General features: G+C 34.0%; 10 protein-coding genes and 12 pseudogenes. 1 reads left to right on the top strand and 21 read right to left on the bottom strand.

Annotation, left to right across the window (positions count from 1 at the left end):
* Both U881_RS13765 and U881_RS0105655 read right to left on the bottom strand, forming a co-directional pair.
* Positions 1–150, bottom strand: a pseudogene (locus U881_RS13765) (variable large family protein); the annotation flags it as partial.
* 144 nt (positions 151–294) lie between these two features.
* Positions 295–1,383, bottom strand: coding sequence for a variable large family protein (locus U881_RS0105655; protein ID WP_024653609.1), 1,089 nt, complete (start codon positions 1,381–1,383; stop codon positions 295–297).
* Between the two features lie 281 nt (positions 1,384–1,664).
* Between U881_RS0105655 and U881_RS12795 the strand changes: the two are divergent.
* Positions 1,665–1,796: pseudogene (locus U881_RS12795) on the top strand (variable large family protein); the annotation flags it as partial.
* A gap of 497 nt (positions 1,797–2,293) precedes the next feature.
* Here U881_RS12795 and U881_RS11575 read toward each other — a convergent pair.
* From U881_RS11575 to U881_RS0105545, 19 genes and pseudogenes are all read right to left on the bottom strand, one after another.
* The gene (locus U881_RS11575; RefSeq protein ID WP_024653608.1) at positions 2,294–2,491 is read right to left on the bottom strand and encodes a variable large family protein; all 198 of its coding nucleotides are present in this window, start codon (positions 2,489–2,491) and stop codon (positions 2,294–2,296) included.
* Positions 2,492–2,720: 229 nt separating this feature from the next.
* Complete coding sequence (locus U881_RS0105640; RefSeq protein WP_024653607.1) at positions 2,721–3,806, bottom strand: variable large family protein; 1,086 nt, start codon at positions 3,804–3,806, stop codon at positions 2,721–2,723.
* A 449-nt stretch (positions 3,807–4,255) separates the two neighbouring features.
* A pseudogene (locus U881_RS11925) lies at positions 4,256–4,975 on the bottom strand (variable large family protein).
* A gap of 274 nt (positions 4,976–5,249) precedes the next feature.
* Positions 5,250–6,314, bottom strand: a complete 1,065-nt coding sequence (locus U881_RS0105620) for a variable large family protein (RefSeq protein WP_024653605.1) — start codon at positions 6,312–6,314, stop codon at positions 5,250–5,252.
* Between the two features lie 660 nt (positions 6,315–6,974).
* Positions 6,975–7,247 (bottom strand): annotated as a pseudogene (locus tag U881_RS13295) (variable large family protein); the annotation flags it as partial.
* Positions 7,248–7,264: 17 nt separating this feature from the next.
* Positions 7,265–7,433: pseudogene (locus tag U881_RS13290) on the bottom strand (variable large family protein); the annotation flags it as partial.
* A gap of 188 nt (positions 7,434–7,621) precedes the next feature.
* Positions 7,622–7,723 (bottom strand): annotated as a pseudogene (locus tag U881_RS13550) (variable large family protein); the annotation flags it as partial.
* Between the two features lie 146 nt (positions 7,724–7,869).
* Positions 7,870–8,651, bottom strand: a pseudogene (locus U881_RS10850) (variable large family protein); the annotation flags it as partial.
* Between the two features lie 121 nt (positions 8,652–8,772).
* Positions 8,773–9,639, bottom strand: coding sequence for a variable large family protein (locus U881_RS10845; protein ID WP_235048140.1), 867 nt, complete (start codon positions 9,637–9,639; stop codon positions 8,773–8,775).
* A complete protein-coding gene (locus U881_RS13545; protein ID WP_268744155.1) occupies positions 9,590–9,715 on the bottom strand; it encodes a hypothetical protein in 126 nt (41 codons plus the stop codon). The genes U881_RS10845 and U881_RS13545 overlap by 50 nt, the downstream gene beginning before the upstream one ends.
* 5 nt (positions 9,716–9,720) lie before the next feature.
* On the bottom strand, positions 9,721–9,894 hold the full coding sequence (locus tag U881_RS12785) for a hypothetical protein (RefSeq protein ID WP_160164799.1): 174 nt from the start codon (positions 9,892–9,894) through the stop codon (positions 9,721–9,723).
* A gap of 549 nt (positions 9,895–10,443) precedes the next feature.
* Positions 10,444–10,823 (bottom strand): annotated as a pseudogene (locus U881_RS13285) (variable large family protein); the annotation flags it as partial.
* A 394-nt stretch (positions 10,824–11,217) separates the two neighbouring features.
* Positions 11,218–12,281, bottom strand: a pseudogene (locus U881_RS10840) (variable large family protein).
* A 271-nt stretch (positions 12,282–12,552) separates the two neighbouring features.
* A pseudogene (locus U881_RS13280) lies at positions 12,553–12,759 on the bottom strand (variable large family protein); the annotation flags it as partial.
* A 143-nt stretch (positions 12,760–12,902) separates the two neighbouring features.
* Positions 12,903–13,959 (bottom strand): annotated as a pseudogene (locus U881_RS10835) (variable large family protein).
* Between the two features lie 602 nt (positions 13,960–14,561).
* Positions 14,562–14,801, bottom strand: a pseudogene (locus tag U881_RS13275) (variable large family protein); the annotation flags it as partial.
* 175 nt (positions 14,802–14,976) lie between these two features.
* The gene (locus tag U881_RS11560; RefSeq protein WP_024653603.1) at positions 14,977–15,264 is read right to left on the bottom strand and encodes a hypothetical protein; all 288 of its coding nucleotides are present in this window, start codon (positions 15,262–15,264) and stop codon (positions 14,977–14,979) included.
* A gap of 510 nt (positions 15,265–15,774) precedes the next feature.
* On the bottom strand, positions 15,775–16,869 hold the full coding sequence (locus U881_RS0105550) for a variable large family protein (RefSeq protein ID WP_038363755.1): 1,095 nt from the start codon (positions 16,867–16,869) through the stop codon (positions 15,775–15,777).
* A gap of 681 nt (positions 16,870–17,550) precedes the next feature.
* Positions 17,551–17,757: a variable large family protein gene (locus tag U881_RS0105545; RefSeq protein WP_024653601.1), complete on the bottom strand. Its 207-nt coding sequence runs from the start codon at positions 17,755–17,757 to the stop codon at positions 17,551–17,553.
* Positions 17,758–18,005 lie beyond the last annotated feature (248 nt).

The following is an 18,005-nucleotide window of genomic DNA, read 5'->3' as shown; positions in this document are numbered from 1 at the left end:
GTCTTCGCTATCTCTACTATGCCTTTCAATGCTTGATACGCTTTCTTTAATTCCTCTGTATTTGCTGCTACTCCTTGTTAATTGCTTGATGCAGCTCCTACTACATTCCTCATCATCTATCTCTTTTAACAACTCTAAATGCCCTTTTAATTCCCCCTAATACCTTCTTAGCTCCATCAACTGCTCCTTATTTAATACTATAGATCACATATGCTAAAAAAAAGAAAACAACTCTTCTGCATAAATAGAAAAGTGTTTTCCTTTAATGACTTTATTATTTAGTTTAATGATTTATTATTTCGTAGTAGGTTGAGTAGTACTAGCTTCAGTAGCATTAATTCCAGGAGTATCTGAGTATTGTATTTCTTTAAAAGCTTCTCTTACTTTATCTAGATTATTTGCCACTGTTTTCCTAATTATTACATCAAGTATCCCTAGTACTTTGTTTACCGCACTTGCAGCTGCTGCTTTCACTGTTTCAGTATCTGCATTATTAGCACTAAATTTACCACCCTTAGTCATAGCCTTTAAAGCTACAGCTGCTACTAGATCAGCATTGGTCTTTGCACCATTGTTAGCCGCACCAGCATTCGCATTAGAAGCAGCTAGTGCTCCAGCTTCATGATTATTATTGTTACCAGCAAGAGCAGCAGGAACAGTAGCCTTAGCATTCTTAATTTTGTCAATCATTGCCCATGGATCTGCTTTTGATACCTCAGCTACTAGTTTAAGACCAGCATTAGCACCAGCATTGCCATTAGCACCACCAAGTACAGCAGGAGCATCAGTAGTAGCAGCAGCTGTTACCTGTCCACCAGCATTCCCAACATCAATTTTTACACCAGACTTCTCTGCTACTTCAATAATAGTTTGAACTCCACCAATAATAGCTTCAACTCCAGCCTTTTCAGCAGCACCAGGAACAGCATCAGCATTATGACCAATTGGGTTACCATCATTAGTTACACTAGCCAGTTTAGTTAAAGCAGCAATTAGTTGCTCAAAAATCTCAATTGCTCCTTTAATTGCACCCTTAACAGTTTCAACTGTGTTATCCTCAGCATTCTTAGCTTCAGAGATTTTACTTGATAGCTCGTTTAACTTATTCTTAGTTGTTGTAAGTCCATCTCCTATTTTCTTAAAGTGTTCTCCTACTTTGCTTCTATTATCATCTGATTTAACAACATTAAAGCCTAATGCATCACCAACAACATTCCCAAAAACGCCAAAAATCTCCTGAAATCCTTGACCAATCTTAACTAAAGAATCTAAAAAACTATTCTTCCTCTCTAATCCCTCTTTCTCCGTTACTAACCCACTATTACATCCCATAATTCCCACCATCATAATAATAATCAAACTTCTCTTGATAATCTTACTCATCTTCCCACTACCCCCTCTAATTTCTTCTTTAGTTTTCATATCTCTAATTCCTCTCATCTCTTTTTCCCTCCTTAACAAACTCTTTAAAAACCCTCTATCTTTAAATACTTAATCATCTAAAGCTCCCTTCTCTTCCCTTCCCTCACTAAGCTCTCCTAAATAAGCTCTCCTAAATAATCTCATCTAAATAAGCTCTCCTTCCTTCTAAAAAAAGTTACTCAGAATACATACTTCCTTCTCTTCTTTAAAAGTTCCCTTCTCTTCATCTTCTTTAAAGTAACAAGGCATTAGATACGTTCACTATTGCAATAAGAAAAACAATGGACTTGGGACTTAATGAAGTTAAAGAGGCAATGAAAATTAATACTAATGATATTCCTGTAATTTCTGACAAGACAACTTCTAAAGCTTGAGTTAATAACAAGAGGAATAAGTATATAACTAAATTTAGGAAAACTTTTCTCTGTATGAGAGTTGTTTTCCTTTTTTTATTTAATTGATTTACTTTCTAAGATTAAGGAAATAAATCAATTGTTGATGTGTTATTAGTATTTTTAATAAGAGTTAAGTGAAGTTGTTATTAAGAGTAGTAAATACTCTTTATTTTTGTATGTGTTATTTTTGAGTATTTTATGATAATTGAACGTGATTCATTTATCATGTGTGAATATCATTTATTCATTTTTATTACGTTTTTTCTGTTGGAGTAAAGTTGTAGATAAGAGAAAGAAGAACTCTGCACTTACTGATCCAACTGCTTTCTTTGCATCAGCAGCAATAGCACCATTATTACCAATATTACCAAATAATTTACCGCCTCCCCAACATTAGCCCCCTTGCACTATTACCATCTTCAGACTTTTTGCATCCCAAGCTTATACATTACCCTCATTCTTAAGAAATATATCTACTATATATTTTTAATTCCTTTTATTAAGTTCTCAATTTCACCCTTAATACCCGCAACATTAACACCAACAATAGCAACATTACCAATTAGATCACCACTTGTAATACCAATAGCCTCACTAACAGTCTTAGCTCCGCCAATTATCTTATCAAGTGTGTCACTAACAAATTTATTTATTACACTCTCTACTCCCGCCACATCCGGATTCCTTTCACTCTTAATATCATCAAAATTTTATCAAGCCTATTCTTAGTCCCTTGCACAGTCTCCTGCACTGTCTTAAAATAATTTCCCTACATCAACCTTATTAGTCTCAAAATCAAAACCTAATACACACTTTCGTTACAACAATATAGAAGGCAAATTAGACTTATCTCTAAGATTACCTCCTACTCTAACTTCTAAATAATTAATCTAATCATCAATCTTATTTCTTAACTTCTGGTCTTGGAGCTCTTGCTTTATCTACTTCCTGTTTTACTTTTTCAATAACATTCTTTACTGTCTTCTTAATTATATCTTCCACTGCCACTAACAATTTATTTACTGCACTTATCCCTACTGATTGTACTGCTTTCTCATCGTTATTATCCTTCGCAGCTAATTTCCCTCCTTTAACTAATGCTCTCATTGCTATCCCTCCACTCACAGAACCTGCTAATGCTACATCTTTTGCTAAATGATCTGCTGTAGATCCTCCTACTGCAAACTTTAACGCACTTGTATCTTTAGTTACATCACTTGATATTGTTCCAGCTGCATCTCCTTCTGCTGACTTAACTATTGATGCTAACATCTCCTCTCCTCTCACCGCTGAAACTATTAATGCTGCTTTTTCTCCCACTGCTGATCCTGAATCAGCACCTGCTGCTAAAACCTTAGCTCCATTTTTTCCATCATTTACTCCTATTACATTTGAGGCTAATGTCACACTACTCTCTTTCAATTTATCAACTCCTGCTCCCCCCGCTGTGTCCACTATTCCTTTCAATGCATTATATGCTCTCTTCAATTTTTCTGTATTTGCCGCTACTCCTTGTTGATTGCTTACTACCTCAACTACCTTGTTATCATCACCTATATCCTTTAAAGAATCTAAATGTCCTTTTAATATTTCTAATGTCCTCTTAGCTGAATCAACTGCACTTCTAACGGTCTTATTTAATATACCATCTTTATCAATATCTGCTGTTACTTTTACTGCTACTTGCTCCAATTCTACTGATGCAGATGCAATTTTCTTACCTAAACTGCTAAAATAATCTCCTACGTCACTTTTCTTTGTATCCTTAGTAACAGTAAAACCCAAAGACCCCGAAACTAGCTCTAAAAACGAATAAAAAACATTCTCTGCACTTCTTCCAACGTCAATCAACACCTCATTTAAACTTTTCCCTTTCTCTTTTCCTACTTGTTGTCCACATCCCATCACTCCCAAAATCATCATAATAACCAAACTTCTCTTGATAATCTTACTCATTTTCCCACTACCCCCTCTAATTTTCTCTTTCATCCCTCTTATCCCTCCCATATCACTTTTTCCCTCCTTAAAATATTAAAAAATTCACACCTATCTTTAAATCCATAATTTAAAGATCCAATCTCTCTAAATCAAATCTCACCATTAAGATCTCTACATAAAATCTCCACCCGAAAAAACTTATTCTCTATCTTTAAAATAGAGCTCCTCTCTTTCCTAAAGCATTAGCTCTTCTCTTTACTTAAGAACTTCTCTTTCTATCAACAACATTATTTCAAAAGAAAAAACACAATAAAAACGAATAAATGAAAAACGAATGAAATGAACACATGATAAATAAATACTTAACAAAAAATAAAAAAATATATTAAATCACTTAATTTAAAAAAACATCTTCCCTATACTGCTCTACAAAGAACAAGAGAAGTGTTTCCTTAAAATTACTTTTTAGTTTACTTACTTTTATCGGCAATTATATATTATTATCCATTAGTTACAGATTCTGTTACCTTATCTTCCTGTTTAATTGTAGCTAGTATTTCATTGATATTTTTTAAACCACTATCAACAGTATTTCTGATTGCTATTATTTATTAGAGTACTTATTGTCTTGTTTACCGCACTTGCTACCGCACCGTTAATTGCATAAGAAGCTTTATCATCATTCTTGACAGCAAATTTACCATCTTTTACCATTGCTCTTAAGACTATCCCGGCTGCAATAACCGCATCTTTCTTTGCTGCATCAAGAGTCTTAGTATCCTCCTTTGCAACAGTAGCAATGATTTATTAAATCTGCTTGATGAGGAGCCACAGCATCAGAATTCTTAGTAGCACTTCCAATCAACTCACTACCAGCACCAATTGAACCTCTAGCTGCTTCCTTTGCTCCTTCTGCAATCCTATCTAAAGTCCCAATAATAAATTGCTCAACTACTTCTTTCACTTTTGGATAGTTCCCATTTTCTGCAACTACAGTACTCAATTTATTTTTTACCAAAATCATAGCCTTTTCAATATCACTAAAATACTCCCCTATTTCACTCTTCTTAGTATCTGCCTTTATCCCCAATGTCCCACTTACCATATCCCCAAAAAAAGTCACAAAAATATCCAAAAATCCTTTCCCTAAATTCGCTATAGAACTTAAAAACTCATTTCTTTGCTTTCTCTTCTGCCAATAACCCAATATTAAATCCCATAACCACCACCATAAGGAAACTAATTCCAATAATGCGTCTAATTCCTCTCATCTTCCCGACACCCCCTATCTTAGCTTCACCTCTTATTCCTCTAATTTCTTTCATTTCCCTTTTTCCCTTCTTATAATGAATATGAAATGTACCTACCAAACTAACACACGATCAATATTAATAGGAAATACTAAAATAATAAAAAGGAAAACAATCCTCCTACATAAGAAGAAGAGTATTTCCCTTAAATGAATTTATTATTTAATTTGATTATCTATTTTTCTTAAGTAGTAGCAGGTCGAACAATACCAGCTTCTGGAACTGATGTTTCAGAAGTCTCAGAGTATTTTATTTCTTTAACAGCTTCCCTTACTTTCGCTAGATGAATACTTAAGGTTTTCCTGATTATTATATCAAATATCCCTAGTACCTTGTTTACTGCACTTGCTGCTGCTACCTTAATTACAGCGTCTTCCCCAGCAGCAGCACTAAATTTACCAGACTTAGTCATAGCCTTTAGTGCAACAGCTGCTGCTAAGTCTGCATTAGTAGCTGCCTTAGCACCATTAGCATGACCAGGAGTACCAGTAGCTAATTCTCCGGCATCATTATTATCATTCTGACCAAGATTACCTTGTTTGGTCTTAGCATTTTTAATCTTATCAATCATTGCCCAAGGATCTGCTTTAGCGACTTCCTCAACTAACTTAGAACTGGCACCAGCACCAGCACCAGCATTGGCAGCAAGTACAGCAGGTGCACTAGTATTAGCACCTGCAGCTACCTCACCACCAGCAATTCCTTTTTCAATGTTTACACCAGACTTTTTGGCAGTCTCAATTATTTCTTTAATTCCTTCAATAACAGCATCAACGCTAGTCTTGTCAGCAGCTACGGCAGCAGCTGCACTAGCTGAATCACCAATATCAGTATTAACGTCTTTAGTTACTCCAGTAAGCTTATTTACAGCAGTCATTATTTCTGCAATCACTTCACTAAAACCCTGAATAACAGCTTCTACCCCTTTAGTATCTGCATTAGGAGTAGAAACAATTTGCTTTGCTAATTCATCTAATTTATCCTTAGTATTCTTTAATCCATCTCCAATAGTCTTAAAATGTTCCCCCACCTTGCTTCTCTTATCTTCAGGTTTAATAGCATTAACTCCAAATGCATTTCCAATAGCACTTCCAAAACTATTAAAAATCTCCTGAAACCCTTGCCCGATCTTAACTAAAGAATCTAAAAAACTATTCCTCTTCTCTAATCCCTCTTTCTCCTCTATCAACCCACTATTACATCCCATAACTCCCAAAATCATAATAATAAGCAAACATCTCTTGATAATCGTCTTCATCTTCCCACTACCCCCTCTAATTTCTTCTTTATCTTTTATTCCTCTAATTCCTCTCATCATAATTTTCCCTCCTTAATCAACTCTTTAATCCCCCCCAATCTTTAAATCCTCTTATTTAAAGCTCCCTTCTCTTCCCTTTCCTCTCTAGCTCATCTAAATAAGACCTTCTACATAATCTCATCTAAATAAGCTCTCCTCACTAATCTCATCTTCCTTCTAAAAAAAGTTACTCAGAATACATACTTCCTTCTCTTCTTTTTAACTTCTCTTCTTTTTCTTCTCTTATCATTCCTTCCTTCTCTTATCATTCCTTCCTTCTCTTATCATTCCTTCCTTCTCTTATCATTCCTTCCTTCTCTTTTTATAAGTTCCCTTCTCTCTTTTATTGAGTCTCTTTTATCTTTTTTATTGAGTCTCTTCTTCTCTTTTCTATCAACTTTACTCCAACAGAAAAAACGAAAGAAAAATGAATAAATGATATTCACACATGATAAATGAATTCTTAATAAAAATATAAAAGAAATATATTAGAATCTCTTAAATTTAACAAAAAAAACATCTTCCCTATATGACTTCACAAAGAATAAGAGAAGTGCTTTCCTTAAATAACTTTTTTTATCTTAATGATTTTTACCGATAATTATTTATTTATTATTCTCCACTAGTTACTGCTTCTGCTGTCTTATCCTCTTGTCTCACTGCAACTAGTGTTTCATTTATCTTCTTTCTCTTATCTTCCTTAAACCACTATCAACAGTATTCCTTATTGCTAATTAAAGTACTTAATGTCTTGTTTACTACACTTGCCACTACACCATTGATTGCATTAGCATGTTTATCGTCACCATTTTTAACCGCAAATTTACCATCCTTTGACATTGCTCTTAATGCTATTACTGCTGTTATTACTGCATCTTTTTCGCTGGGTCAATTTCCCATATTGCTGCTGCACCAATATTCTCTCCTAGAATGCCAAAATATCCTCCTACCTCACTCTTCTTTGTTTCTTTAGTGACACTAAATCCTAATGTATCTGAGATTAACCCTCAAAATGAATAAAAAACATTCTCCTCACTTTCTTCCTACGTCCATTAAAACTTCATTCAAATTCATCATCTTTTTTTTAAACTAAACAACTTGACAATTGTTTTTTCTCAGTATTTGCTGTCTTAATAGCATCTGCTTTACCTTATTTAACACAGCTGAAACAATATTTACTAGTGAAGAATTTACACTTTTCAGTGTCTGCTGCTATAGCAGCCTCTTCCCTTTTAGCATTCCCAATATCAACATCGATTTGCTGCTTCCTTTGCTACTTCCACAATTTTATCTAATGTATCAGTAATAAACTTATCAACCACTTCCTTGATTCTGACATAATTCCCATTATTAATAACTTCTGTTATTTTGACCAAAAGTTACCCTATTTTTTACCATATCTACTTTGCTAAAATACATTAAAGGAAAATACATCTCTCTTTATTGAAGAGAGATGTATTTTCCTTTAATGACTTTATTCAGTTATCTATTTCCTATTACACTCTAATTAATTTTTAGTTTCAGCTTTGCTATTACCAGAACTTACAGGACTATCATTAGCATTAATTTTCATTGCTTCTTTAACCTCGCCCAATCCTGCATCAATAGTGTTTCTTATAGCAACAGTTAGGGTATCTAATACTTTAATAACAGCACTTATTGCTGCTCCCTCTACTGCTTTCTTTGCATCATTATTACCATTAGCAAATTTACCATTCTTAGACATTGATCGCAGTGCTATACCTCCCTACTATAGCCTCCATCCTTAGCATTTTGAGCAACACCAGATTGATTAGTAATAGTATTAGCAGCACCATTATGCTTAGCTAATTTAGCAGCATCAGTATTTTTAACCATAGCCTGTAATATATCAGCACCAGTTACTGCCCCTACAGCCTTTGCTGCATCAATTGCTGCCTTTTTTGCATCAGCATTAGCACTTGCATTAGCAAATAATTTACCTGCTTCACCAGCATCGTTACCCCTTTCGGCAGAACCATCTTCAGCTTTTTTAGAATCCCCAGCTTCTGCATTTCCTATATCTCTAAGTACAACATCTACAATTTCCTTAATTCCTTTGACTAATTTATCAACTTCAGCACCTGCAACACCACCATTATTTTGAGCAGCAACATTCCCAATGAGATCACTAGCATCACCAATAGCCTCACTAGCAGTCTTAACTCCCTCTATTATCTTATCAAGAATGTCACCAATTAATTTCTTTACTTCACTCTCTACTCCCGCCGCATTCGAATTCCCCTCACTTTTCATATCATCAACAATTTCCTAAAGCTTATCCAATGAACAAATGACAAAAATTGAATAAAACATACTAAAATGCCAAAAAGGAAAACAATTCTCCTAAAGCGTTTTCCTTTTTTGACTTTTCTAATTAATTTTTTACGATTTATTTAACAGCAGGTTGAATAGTGCCAGCTTCTGAAGTATTGGTTCCAGAAATCTCAAAGTACTTTATTTCTTTAACAGCTTCCCTAATTTTACCAAGCTCAAGATTTACTGCTTTCCTAATTATCACATCAAGTATTCCTAGTACCTTATTTACTGCACTTGCGGCTGCTGCCTTAAGTGCACCATCTTCATTATTAGCGGGTTGAGAAAATTTACCACCTTTAGTCATAGCCTTTAATGCAACAGCTGCTGCTAAGTCTGCATTGGTAGATGCTGTACCATTATCATTAGCAGCTGCAGCACTAGCAGTAGCTAACTGTCCAGCATCATCGCCAGCAGCTGGTGCAGTAGTTTTAGTCTTAGCATTTTTAATCTTATCTATCATTGCCCATGGATCAGCCTTAGCCACTTCATCTGCTAATTTAGTAGCGTCACCAGCACTAGCTCGAGCATTATGAACCACTGCTTTAGGTCCATTACCATTTTCTACACTATTACCCGCATTTCCTTTTTCAATTTTTACGCCAGAATTAGTAGCAGTCTCAATAATAGCTTTGACTTCCTCAATAATAGCTTTAACACTAGCTTCCTCTGCAGCTACTGCAGCACCTGCAGTAGCTGCATCACCTATAGGAGCATCTTCTTTAACAACCCCAGCAAGATTAGTTAAAGAAGCAATTAATTTTGAAATTACCTCACTAGTACTGTTAATAACAGACTCAACTTCTTTAGTATCAGCATGAGGAGTAGAAGCTATTTCTTTTGCTAAACCATCTAATTTATCCTTCGTTCCTTTCAATCCATCTCTAAGACTCTTAAAATGTTCCCCCCACCTTACTTCTCTTATCCTCAGGTTTAATAGCATTAATTCCAAATGCATTTCCAATAGCACTTCCAAAACTATTAAAAATCTCCTGAAATCCTTGCCCAATCTTAACCAAAGAATCTAAAAAGCTATTCCTCTTTCTAATCCCTCTTTCTCCAACAATAACCCACTATTACATCCCATAACCAAAATAAGGAAACTAATTCCAATAATGCATCTAATGCCTCCCATCTTCCCTATATCCCCTCTCTTAGCTTCTCCATTGATTCCTCTTATTCTTATAATTTTCTTCATTACCCTTCCCCCCCTTTTTTCTCTCTTTCTAAGATTACTTCAACAGCAAAAATAAAATAAAAATGAATGAATGTTATGAACACATGATAAATGAATGCTCAATAAAAAAATAAAAGAAATATATTAAGCACTTAATTGAACAAGAAAACATCTCCCCTATGTCTAACAAAGAACAAGAGAAGTGTTTCCTTTAAATAAACTTTTTTTATCTTAATGATTTTTATCGACAATTATTTATTTTTGTCAACTAGCTTGCATCTTCTACTGCCTTACCTTCTTGCTTAATTGTAGCTAGCGTCTAATTTACCTTCTTAACCACTATCAACAGTATTCCAATTTACTTGTTAAAATACTTAGCGCAATAGTTAGAATAGTTTTAAAGAATAAGGAAAGTTCAGAAGAAGATAAGACAGCAGATAAAGTTAAAATTGAATAAGCAAAGAGTACTACTAAAACTGCTGTTGCCAAGAAAGACAATAAGGAACTTTTAATATCTGCAGGAATAACATCCTGGTCTTTGACGGCATCTCATATAGCAATCTCACCCACAACACCTTGAGCTACTTCTTTTGCTCCTGATGAAATCTTGTCTAAATCCCAGTAATAAATTAATTAACAACTGTTTTAACTTTTTCATAATTCCCATTATTCTTAGCCACTTCTACTTGCAACTTTTCCTTAACTTAAGTCGTAGTCTTCTCAATAGCAGTCAAATACTTTCCTATACAGCTTTTCTTCATATCTGTTTTAATTACAAACGCATAAAACACCATATAACCCAAAGTAACAAAAACATCTAAAAACCCTTTCCCTAAATTAGCAATTGATTTTAAAAATTTACTCTGTTAATTCTCATCACCAGCCACAGTTCCACTATTACAGCCCATCATCACCATCACACTCATCATCATCCTTCTAATTCTTCTCATTCCTCTCATCTTACCGCTTTTTCCTTCTTTCTCTCTTATTCCTCTAATTCCTATTTCCTCTTTTATTCCTTTAATTTCTTCTATCCTTTAAATAAATTCTCTAATTTAAAGATTCCCTTCTAATTTAAAGACTTCTCTCTTTCCTCATTCAAAGCATTCTTTCTTCTCTCACAAACATTACTCCAAGAATAAAAATGAAATAAAAAAATGAACAAATGAAAAACTAATGAAATGCACACATGATAAATGAATGCTTAATAAAAAATATAAAAGAAATATATTAAATCAATGAAATCTAACAAGAAAACATCTCCCTGTATGTCTCAAAAAGACAAAGAGAAGTGTTTCCTTTAATTACTTTTTTATCTTACTGATTTTTATTGACAATTACTTATTATTGTCCACTAGCTAAACTCTCTGCTTCCTTATCTTCTTGCTTAATTGTAGCTAATACTTCATTTATCTTTTTTAAACCACTATCAACTGTGTCTCTTATTCCTATAATTAGAGTGCTGAGTGTCTTGTTTACTGCACTTGATGCTACACCTTTAGCTGCAACAGCTTCAGTCTTCTTATCAGCAGTGTCCTTTACAACAAATTTACCATCTTTTGCCATTGCTCTCAAGGCTATTCCTGCTGCAATAATTGCATCTTTCCTTGCTGAATCTTTAATTTGATCATCATTATCAGTATTAGTACCCTTAGCTAAAGCCAAAGCAGCCGCATCCTCAGCCTCATTAACCTTACCATCTCTCTTAGCATCTGCATTAGCTGCTGCAATAACTTTTAATATATCTGCTCCACTTACTGCTCCTATTGATGCACTTGCTGCTGCTACATGTTTATCTTCAGCACCCTTATCATTCTCATTCTTAGCACCAAATAACTTCCCAATATTCTTCTTGTCATCTTCAACAGGATTAGTTCTATCTGCTTGTCCATTTCCTTCTGTAATAACCAAATCAACTATCCCTCTGATTCCCTCAACCAAATTCTTTATACTTACTGCATCAGGTCCATCAATTCCAGCAACAGCAGATTTTACTACCTGACCAATTAATGCAGTATCAGTAGCACCCAAAGCAGCTTTCTTTGCTCCTACTTCCATCTTGGTTAATTTCTCACAATAAATTTTAACACCTCTTCCTTTACCTTTGCATAACTCCCATTCTTCTCTAAAATTTCGTTTAATTTAGTTTTTGTTGCTTTCATTGTAGTTTCAATATCACTAAAATACTTACCTATTTCACTCTTCTTTGTATCTGCCTTTATCCCCAATGTCCCACTTATCATATCGCCAAAAGTTACAAAAACATCTAAAAATCCTTTCCCTAAATTAGCTATAGAAGTCAAAAACTCCTCTCTTGGACTCATCCCATTATTACATCCCATCATCACTACTATCAGCATCATCACAAAACTTCTCTTTATTCCTTTTATTTCCCTTTTTCCTTTCATCTCTTTCTCTCCTTTCTCTTCCTTTTCCTTCCTAAATATCACTTCAACAGCAAAAATGGAATAAATAGATATATTAATTGAAATTAACTTCCTAAATGGATAAATGATAAATGAATGCTTAATAAAAATATAAAAGTAATATATCAAATTACTTAAATTAAAAAGAAAACATCTTCTCTGTTTCTTCATAAAGAACAAGAGAAGTGTTTCCTTTAAATGATTTCTTTAAGTAAGAATCTACACTATACTGACTTGACTCTGAAAACGCTGGTTTCGAAGTTCTTGCTTTATCTACCTCTTGCTTTACTTTCTCAAGAACATTCTTTACTGTCTTTTTAATTATATCCTCCATTGCTCCTAACAATTTGTTGACTGCACTTATTCCTGCTGATTGCACTGCTTTGTCATCGTTATTATCATGTGCAGCTAATTTGCCTCCATTAACTAATGATCGCAATGCTATTTCTCCACCCACAGCACCAAATGCACCTTATATTTAACTTCTTATTCTTTTATTTTGAATCTAATAAAAAAATAAAAAAATAGAAGGCAAAATAGAATTATCTCTAAGCTTGCCTTCTACTCTCATTCATAAATAATCTAATCTAACTATCTCTCTTATTACTGACTTACTGCTTTTGGAGATCTTGCTTTATCTATTTTTTCTTTTGCTTTTCTAAGTGTTTCCTTTACTGTCTTTTTAATTATATCTTCTACTGCTCCCAATAACTTATTTACGGCTGTTACTCCTACTCCTTGCACTTCTTCTTTCCCTCCTGCATTACCAGATGCTGCTCCTGATGCTAATTTACCTGCATTAACCAATGAACGTAATGCTATCCCTCCTGATACTGCCTGCCGCTTTCGGGGTATCAGCATTTGATAGGTTCTCACTTGATCCTCCTTTCGCAAATGACACCGCAGTTGTATTTACATCTGCAGCTGCTGCTAATGCTACATCACTGTCTTGTGATTTAACTATTGAGTCTAGCATTTCTTCTCCACTTACACTTGCCAGTATTGCTGAGGCTTTACCTGCATCTTGAACTCCTGGATTAGCACCACTTGTGGCTAATATCTTAGCTCCATCCTTATTATCTGCATTATTTACTTTTAATGTTTTAGACCCTACTTCTAATGCTTTAACACCTATATTTGTTGCTGTTTTTACTATTTCTTGCAATGCATTAAGAGACTTTTTGAGTGACTCCTCGTTTACAGTTGTTCCCGAACCAGCAGCAACATTCGCATCACCATCACCTACCTTCCCTAAAGATTCTAAATGACCCTTTAATGTGCTTAAAATAATCTTAGCTACTTCAACTGCTTCTTTAATTAAATTTTTCGATGAATCGCTTTTGTCACCATCTGTTTCTGATTTTTTTGCTACTTCTTCTAACTCTTTTGATGCTTCTCCAAGTCTAGAACCTAAGCTGTTAAAATATACTCCTACATCATTCTTTTTCGTAGTTGATTTAGCAGTAAAACCCAATACATCCGAAACTAACTCCAAAAAAGCATAAAAAGCATTCTCTGCACTCCTCCCAACTTCCATCATTGCACCACTTAATCCACTCCCAGCGCCATTCTGTTTCCCTGGTTGTTCTACTTGTTGTCCACATCCCATAATTCCCAAAATCATCATAATAATCAAACTTCTCTTGATAATCGTCTTCATTTTCCCACTACCCCCTCTCTTATAATAATTAACGTTTATTTCTCTAATTCCTCTCATCATAATTTTCCCTCCTTAATCAACTCTTTATTCCCCCCAATCTTTAAATCCTCTTATTTAAAGCTCCCTTCTCTTCCCTTTCCTCTCTAGCTCATCTAAATAAGCTCTTCTCACTAATCTCTCCTAACTTCTAAAAAAAGTTACTCGGTCTACATCCTTATCTCTTCTCTTCTTTTTAACTTCCCTTTCCTTCCTTCTTTTATCTTCCCTTTCTTCTTTTATCATTCCTTTCTTCTCTTTTTATAAGTTCCCTTCTCTCTTTTATTGAGTCTCTTTTATCTTTTTTATTGAGTCTCTTCTTCTCTTTTCTATCAACTTTACTCCAACAGAAAAAACGAAATAAAAATGCATAAATGAATATTCACACATGATAAATGAATGCTTAATAAACAATATAAAAAATATATTAAATCAATGAAATTTTACAAGAAAACATCTCCCTTAGTACTGCAGAGAAATCCACTAGTAGAAAAAATAAATAATTATCTATAAGAAATTAATACTAAATATTTAAAGGAAACACTTCTCTTTGTCTTTCTTAGACACTAAGCAACCTCTAAAGAGCTATCTTCTTCTTTAACCTTAGCCAATACCTCATTTATCTCTTTTAATCCTCTATCTACTGTATTCTTAACTGCTATTACAAGAGTACTTCTCTGCACTTGCTACTGCTCCATTGATTGCATTAATGAGCCGATTTCTTTTCACCAATCTTAGCTACAAATTTACCATCTTTCCCCCATCCCTCTCAACGCTATTCCTACTGCTATTACTGCATCTTTCTTTGTTCATCAAAGTTCCCTCCTGCTACTGCTGCTTTAAATTTGCTGTCTTCTTTTTAATAGCAGAACGTAAAGAAAACAAACTTCGAGGCTTATCAGAATAAATTCTTTGAAAGATTTGTCTAGTATCCCAAATTTTCATCTCACTTATTAACTTAACAATTTGATCAAGATGCTTTTACTTGTTTATTCTACTCATTTTTTTTATAATACGTCCAACTAACATATCAAGTTTTTTAATGAACATATCTAACTTGGATCTAATAGTACCAAGCTGAAATTTAAACATATTATTATCCTTATTTGTCATATCAAATAATACAATGAGCTTATGCACATTTCCCAAATTGGAACTACTAACATAACCACCATAACCATACATAAATTTTCTAGTTACAAGCTCAATATCTCTTAAAATTGTTAACAAATAAAGCACACAAGATACTCTAACATTCCTATACGGCATGGCTTCACCTATAGGACCTGCTAATAATTTACCAAGTATACTAATTAAGTCAAAATAGCTTCCTCATTATAGTCTAAACTAGACTACTCCTTGTTGATTGCTTGCTACCTCAACTACCTTGTTAGCATCACCTATATCCTTTAAAAAATCTAAATATCCTTTAATACTTCTAATGTCTTCCTAGCTGTATCAATTGCTCCTCTAATTACCTTCTTTAATACACTATCTTTTTCTCCTTCTACCATTATACGAAATTGCTTGATGTTCTCAGTCAAATAATGGTGGGGGGGCAAAGATAGCAAGCAGTAAGTGCTCATCATTCCAACGGTGCAGGTGCCAAGCCACTAATTTTGACTTAGCAATTTACAAGCTAATTTCTTTTAACTTATGATGTCTGAGTAAATTCCGGATTTTCCTCATTGCTCTTTAAAAGAAGGCAACCTAGATATATCTACAAAATTGCCTTCTACTCTCATTAATAAATAATCTAATCTAAATATCTTTACTTTATTATTCCTTTTTTCCTGAATTTGCTATTCCCTTCCCTGATCTTGCTTCATCTATTTTTCCCTTTGCTTTCTCAAGAACATTCTTTACCGTCTTTTTAATTATATCTTCTACTGCTACCAATAGCTTATTTGCTGCAGCAACTCCTATTCCTTGTACTTCTTTACCACCGCCTGTAGCATTATCTGCTGCTCCTGATGCTAGTTTACTTGTCTTCAACAATGAACGTAGCACTATACCTCCTGCTACTGCTGCTGCCTTAGAGTCTTTAGTATGTGCTAAATGATCTGCTTGACCTCCTCTTGCAAAAGAAATTGCACTTGTATTCGCATCCGCATTATTTGAAAGTGCTTTATCACCTTCTTGTGATTTAACTATTGATGCAAGCATCTCCTCACCACTTACAGTTGCTAATATTCCTGTAGCTTTACTTGCATCTGTTGCTCCTGGATTACCACCAGTACTATTTGTAGCTAATATCTTAGCTCCATCCTTATTATCTACCCCTCCAGATGCTTGTAATGTTGTAGCTCCTGACTCTAATTCTTTAACACCTGCATATTTTGATGCTTTGACTATCTCTTTCAATGCATTATATGCTTTCTTTAATTCAGTCTCAGCTGCTGCTACTCCCGCATTAGCACCACCACTTGCAGCATCACCTACCACTTTATCATCACCTACTTGCCCTAACAATTCTAAATGCCTTTTTAATGTCCCCAGAACTTCGTTAGCTGCCTCAACTGCTTCTTTAATGATATTTTTTAATGAATCACTTTTATCACCACCTGTTCCTGCTTTTTTTGATAATTCTTCTAACTCTTTTGATGCGTTTCCAAGCTGAGCACCTAGATTGCCAAAATATAATCCTACATCATTCTTCTTCGTAGTCGATTTAGCAGTAAAACCCAAAACATCCGAAACTAACTCCAAAAAAGCATAAAAAGCATTCTCAGCACTCCTCCCAACTTCCATCATTGCACCACTTAATCCACTCCCAGCGCCATTCTGTTTCCCTGGTTGTTCTACTTGTTGTCCACATCCCATAATTCCCAAAATCATAATAATAAGCAAACTTCTCTTTATCACCCCTCTCATCTTCCCACTACCCCCTCTCTTATAATAATTAACGTTTATTTCTCTAATTCCTCTCATCTTACTTTTTCCCTCCTTAATCAACTCTTTAATCCCCCCCAATCTTTAAATCCGCAATAATTTAAAGCTCCCTTCTCTTTTCTTTCTTTAATCTCTCACTAAGCTCATCTCATTAAGCTCTCCTAACTTCTAAAAAAAGTTACTCGGTCTTCATCCTTATCTCTTCTATTCTTTTTAACTTCCCTTTCCTTCTTTAAAGAGTCTCTATTTCTCTTTCTAACAACATTGCTCCAACAGAAAAAACACAATAAAAACGAACGAATAATATATAAATTGAAATTAACTTGCTAAAAAAACAAATGAGAAATGTTTAATAAGAAATACTAAAACGCCAAAAAGAAAAACAATTCTCCCTTTATGAAGATTGACGAAATATGAACTGAAAGTACTTCATTTATTAATGAGAAATTGGATTGGCTGAATGCATAGCTTATCGAAAGATTTATAAATACTGATGATGTCTCTAATGCTAGAGATGCAGTCATAACAGGAGGTATAGCGTAAAAGCTATAGCTAAAAATGGTAAATTACCTGGTGGCAAGACTGATAGTCATAATTTATATAAGCACTTCCCAAATCATCTTTTAGCTTTAAAACATAAAAATTTAATTTTAAGTATCTTATTTACTTAATCTTATTTTTTATTTTACTAAGTTTAATTTGTAATATTTGCATAATAATTACGTCAAGAACACCTAACACCTTGTTAACGGATTTAACTGCAGCTTCTTTGACTTTTTCAACATAATTACTATGTTTGGTATTATCATCACCCTTATAATCAGCAAATTTACCATCCAATTCAATGGAAGACCAATTTAAATAAGGCATGGTTTGACCTTGAAAATACTATTAATAAAATTAATACTGCGATAAGCAAACTGAAAAGTACAAAATGGTAAAAATAAAACAATAACTAAATCCACTCATTGTTTTATACACTCTATTGCTATATAGTTGTCCAATAAAGGAAGCATTTGCAAAAGATACAAAAGAAAAATCTGATGATCTAATTAACAAGGCACAATCTATCTTGGATAATAAAACCCAAGCTAAAACTGATAAAGTAGATAAAAAAA

It is taken from the genome of Borrelia persica No12 (assembly GCF_000500045.1).
Taxonomy (GTDB): domain Bacteria; phylum Spirochaetota; class Spirochaetia; order Borreliales; family Borreliaceae; genus Borrelia; species Borrelia persica.
The sequence above is the reverse complement of the archived record's forward strand: the minus strand, read 5'-3'. Positions and strand labels throughout refer to the sequence as shown.

What these genes read in the sequence shown, in the direction of transcription:
- U881_RS0105655 (WP_024653609.1), bottom strand. Translation starts at nt 1,383, where the DNA reads ATGAGTAAGATTATCAAGAGAAGTTTGATTATTATTATGATGGTGGGA.
- U881_RS0105640 (WP_024653607.1), bottom strand. Translation starts at nt 3,806, where the DNA reads ATGAAAGAGAAAATTAGAGGGGGTAGTGGGAAAATGAGTAAGATTATC.
- U881_RS10845 (WP_235048140.1), bottom strand. Translation starts at nt 9,639, where the DNA reads ATGCTATTAAACCTGAGGATAAGAGAAGTAAGGTGGGGGGAACATTTT.
- U881_RS12785 (WP_160164799.1), bottom strand. Translation starts at nt 9,894, where the DNA reads ATGAAGAAAATTATAAGAATAAGAGGAATCAATGGAGAAGCTAAGAGA.
- U881_RS11560 (WP_024653603.1), bottom strand. Translation starts at nt 15,264, where the DNA reads ATGCCGTATAGGAATGTTAGAGTATCTTGTGTGCTTTATTTGTTAACA.
- U881_RS0105550 (WP_038363755.1), bottom strand. Translation starts at nt 16,869, where the DNA reads ATGAGAGGGGTGATAAAGAGAAGTTTGCTTATTATTATGATTTTGGGA.
- U881_RS0105545 (WP_024653601.1), bottom strand. Translation starts at nt 17,757, where the DNA reads ATGCCTTATTTAAATTGGTCTTCCATTGAATTGGATGGTAAATTTGCT.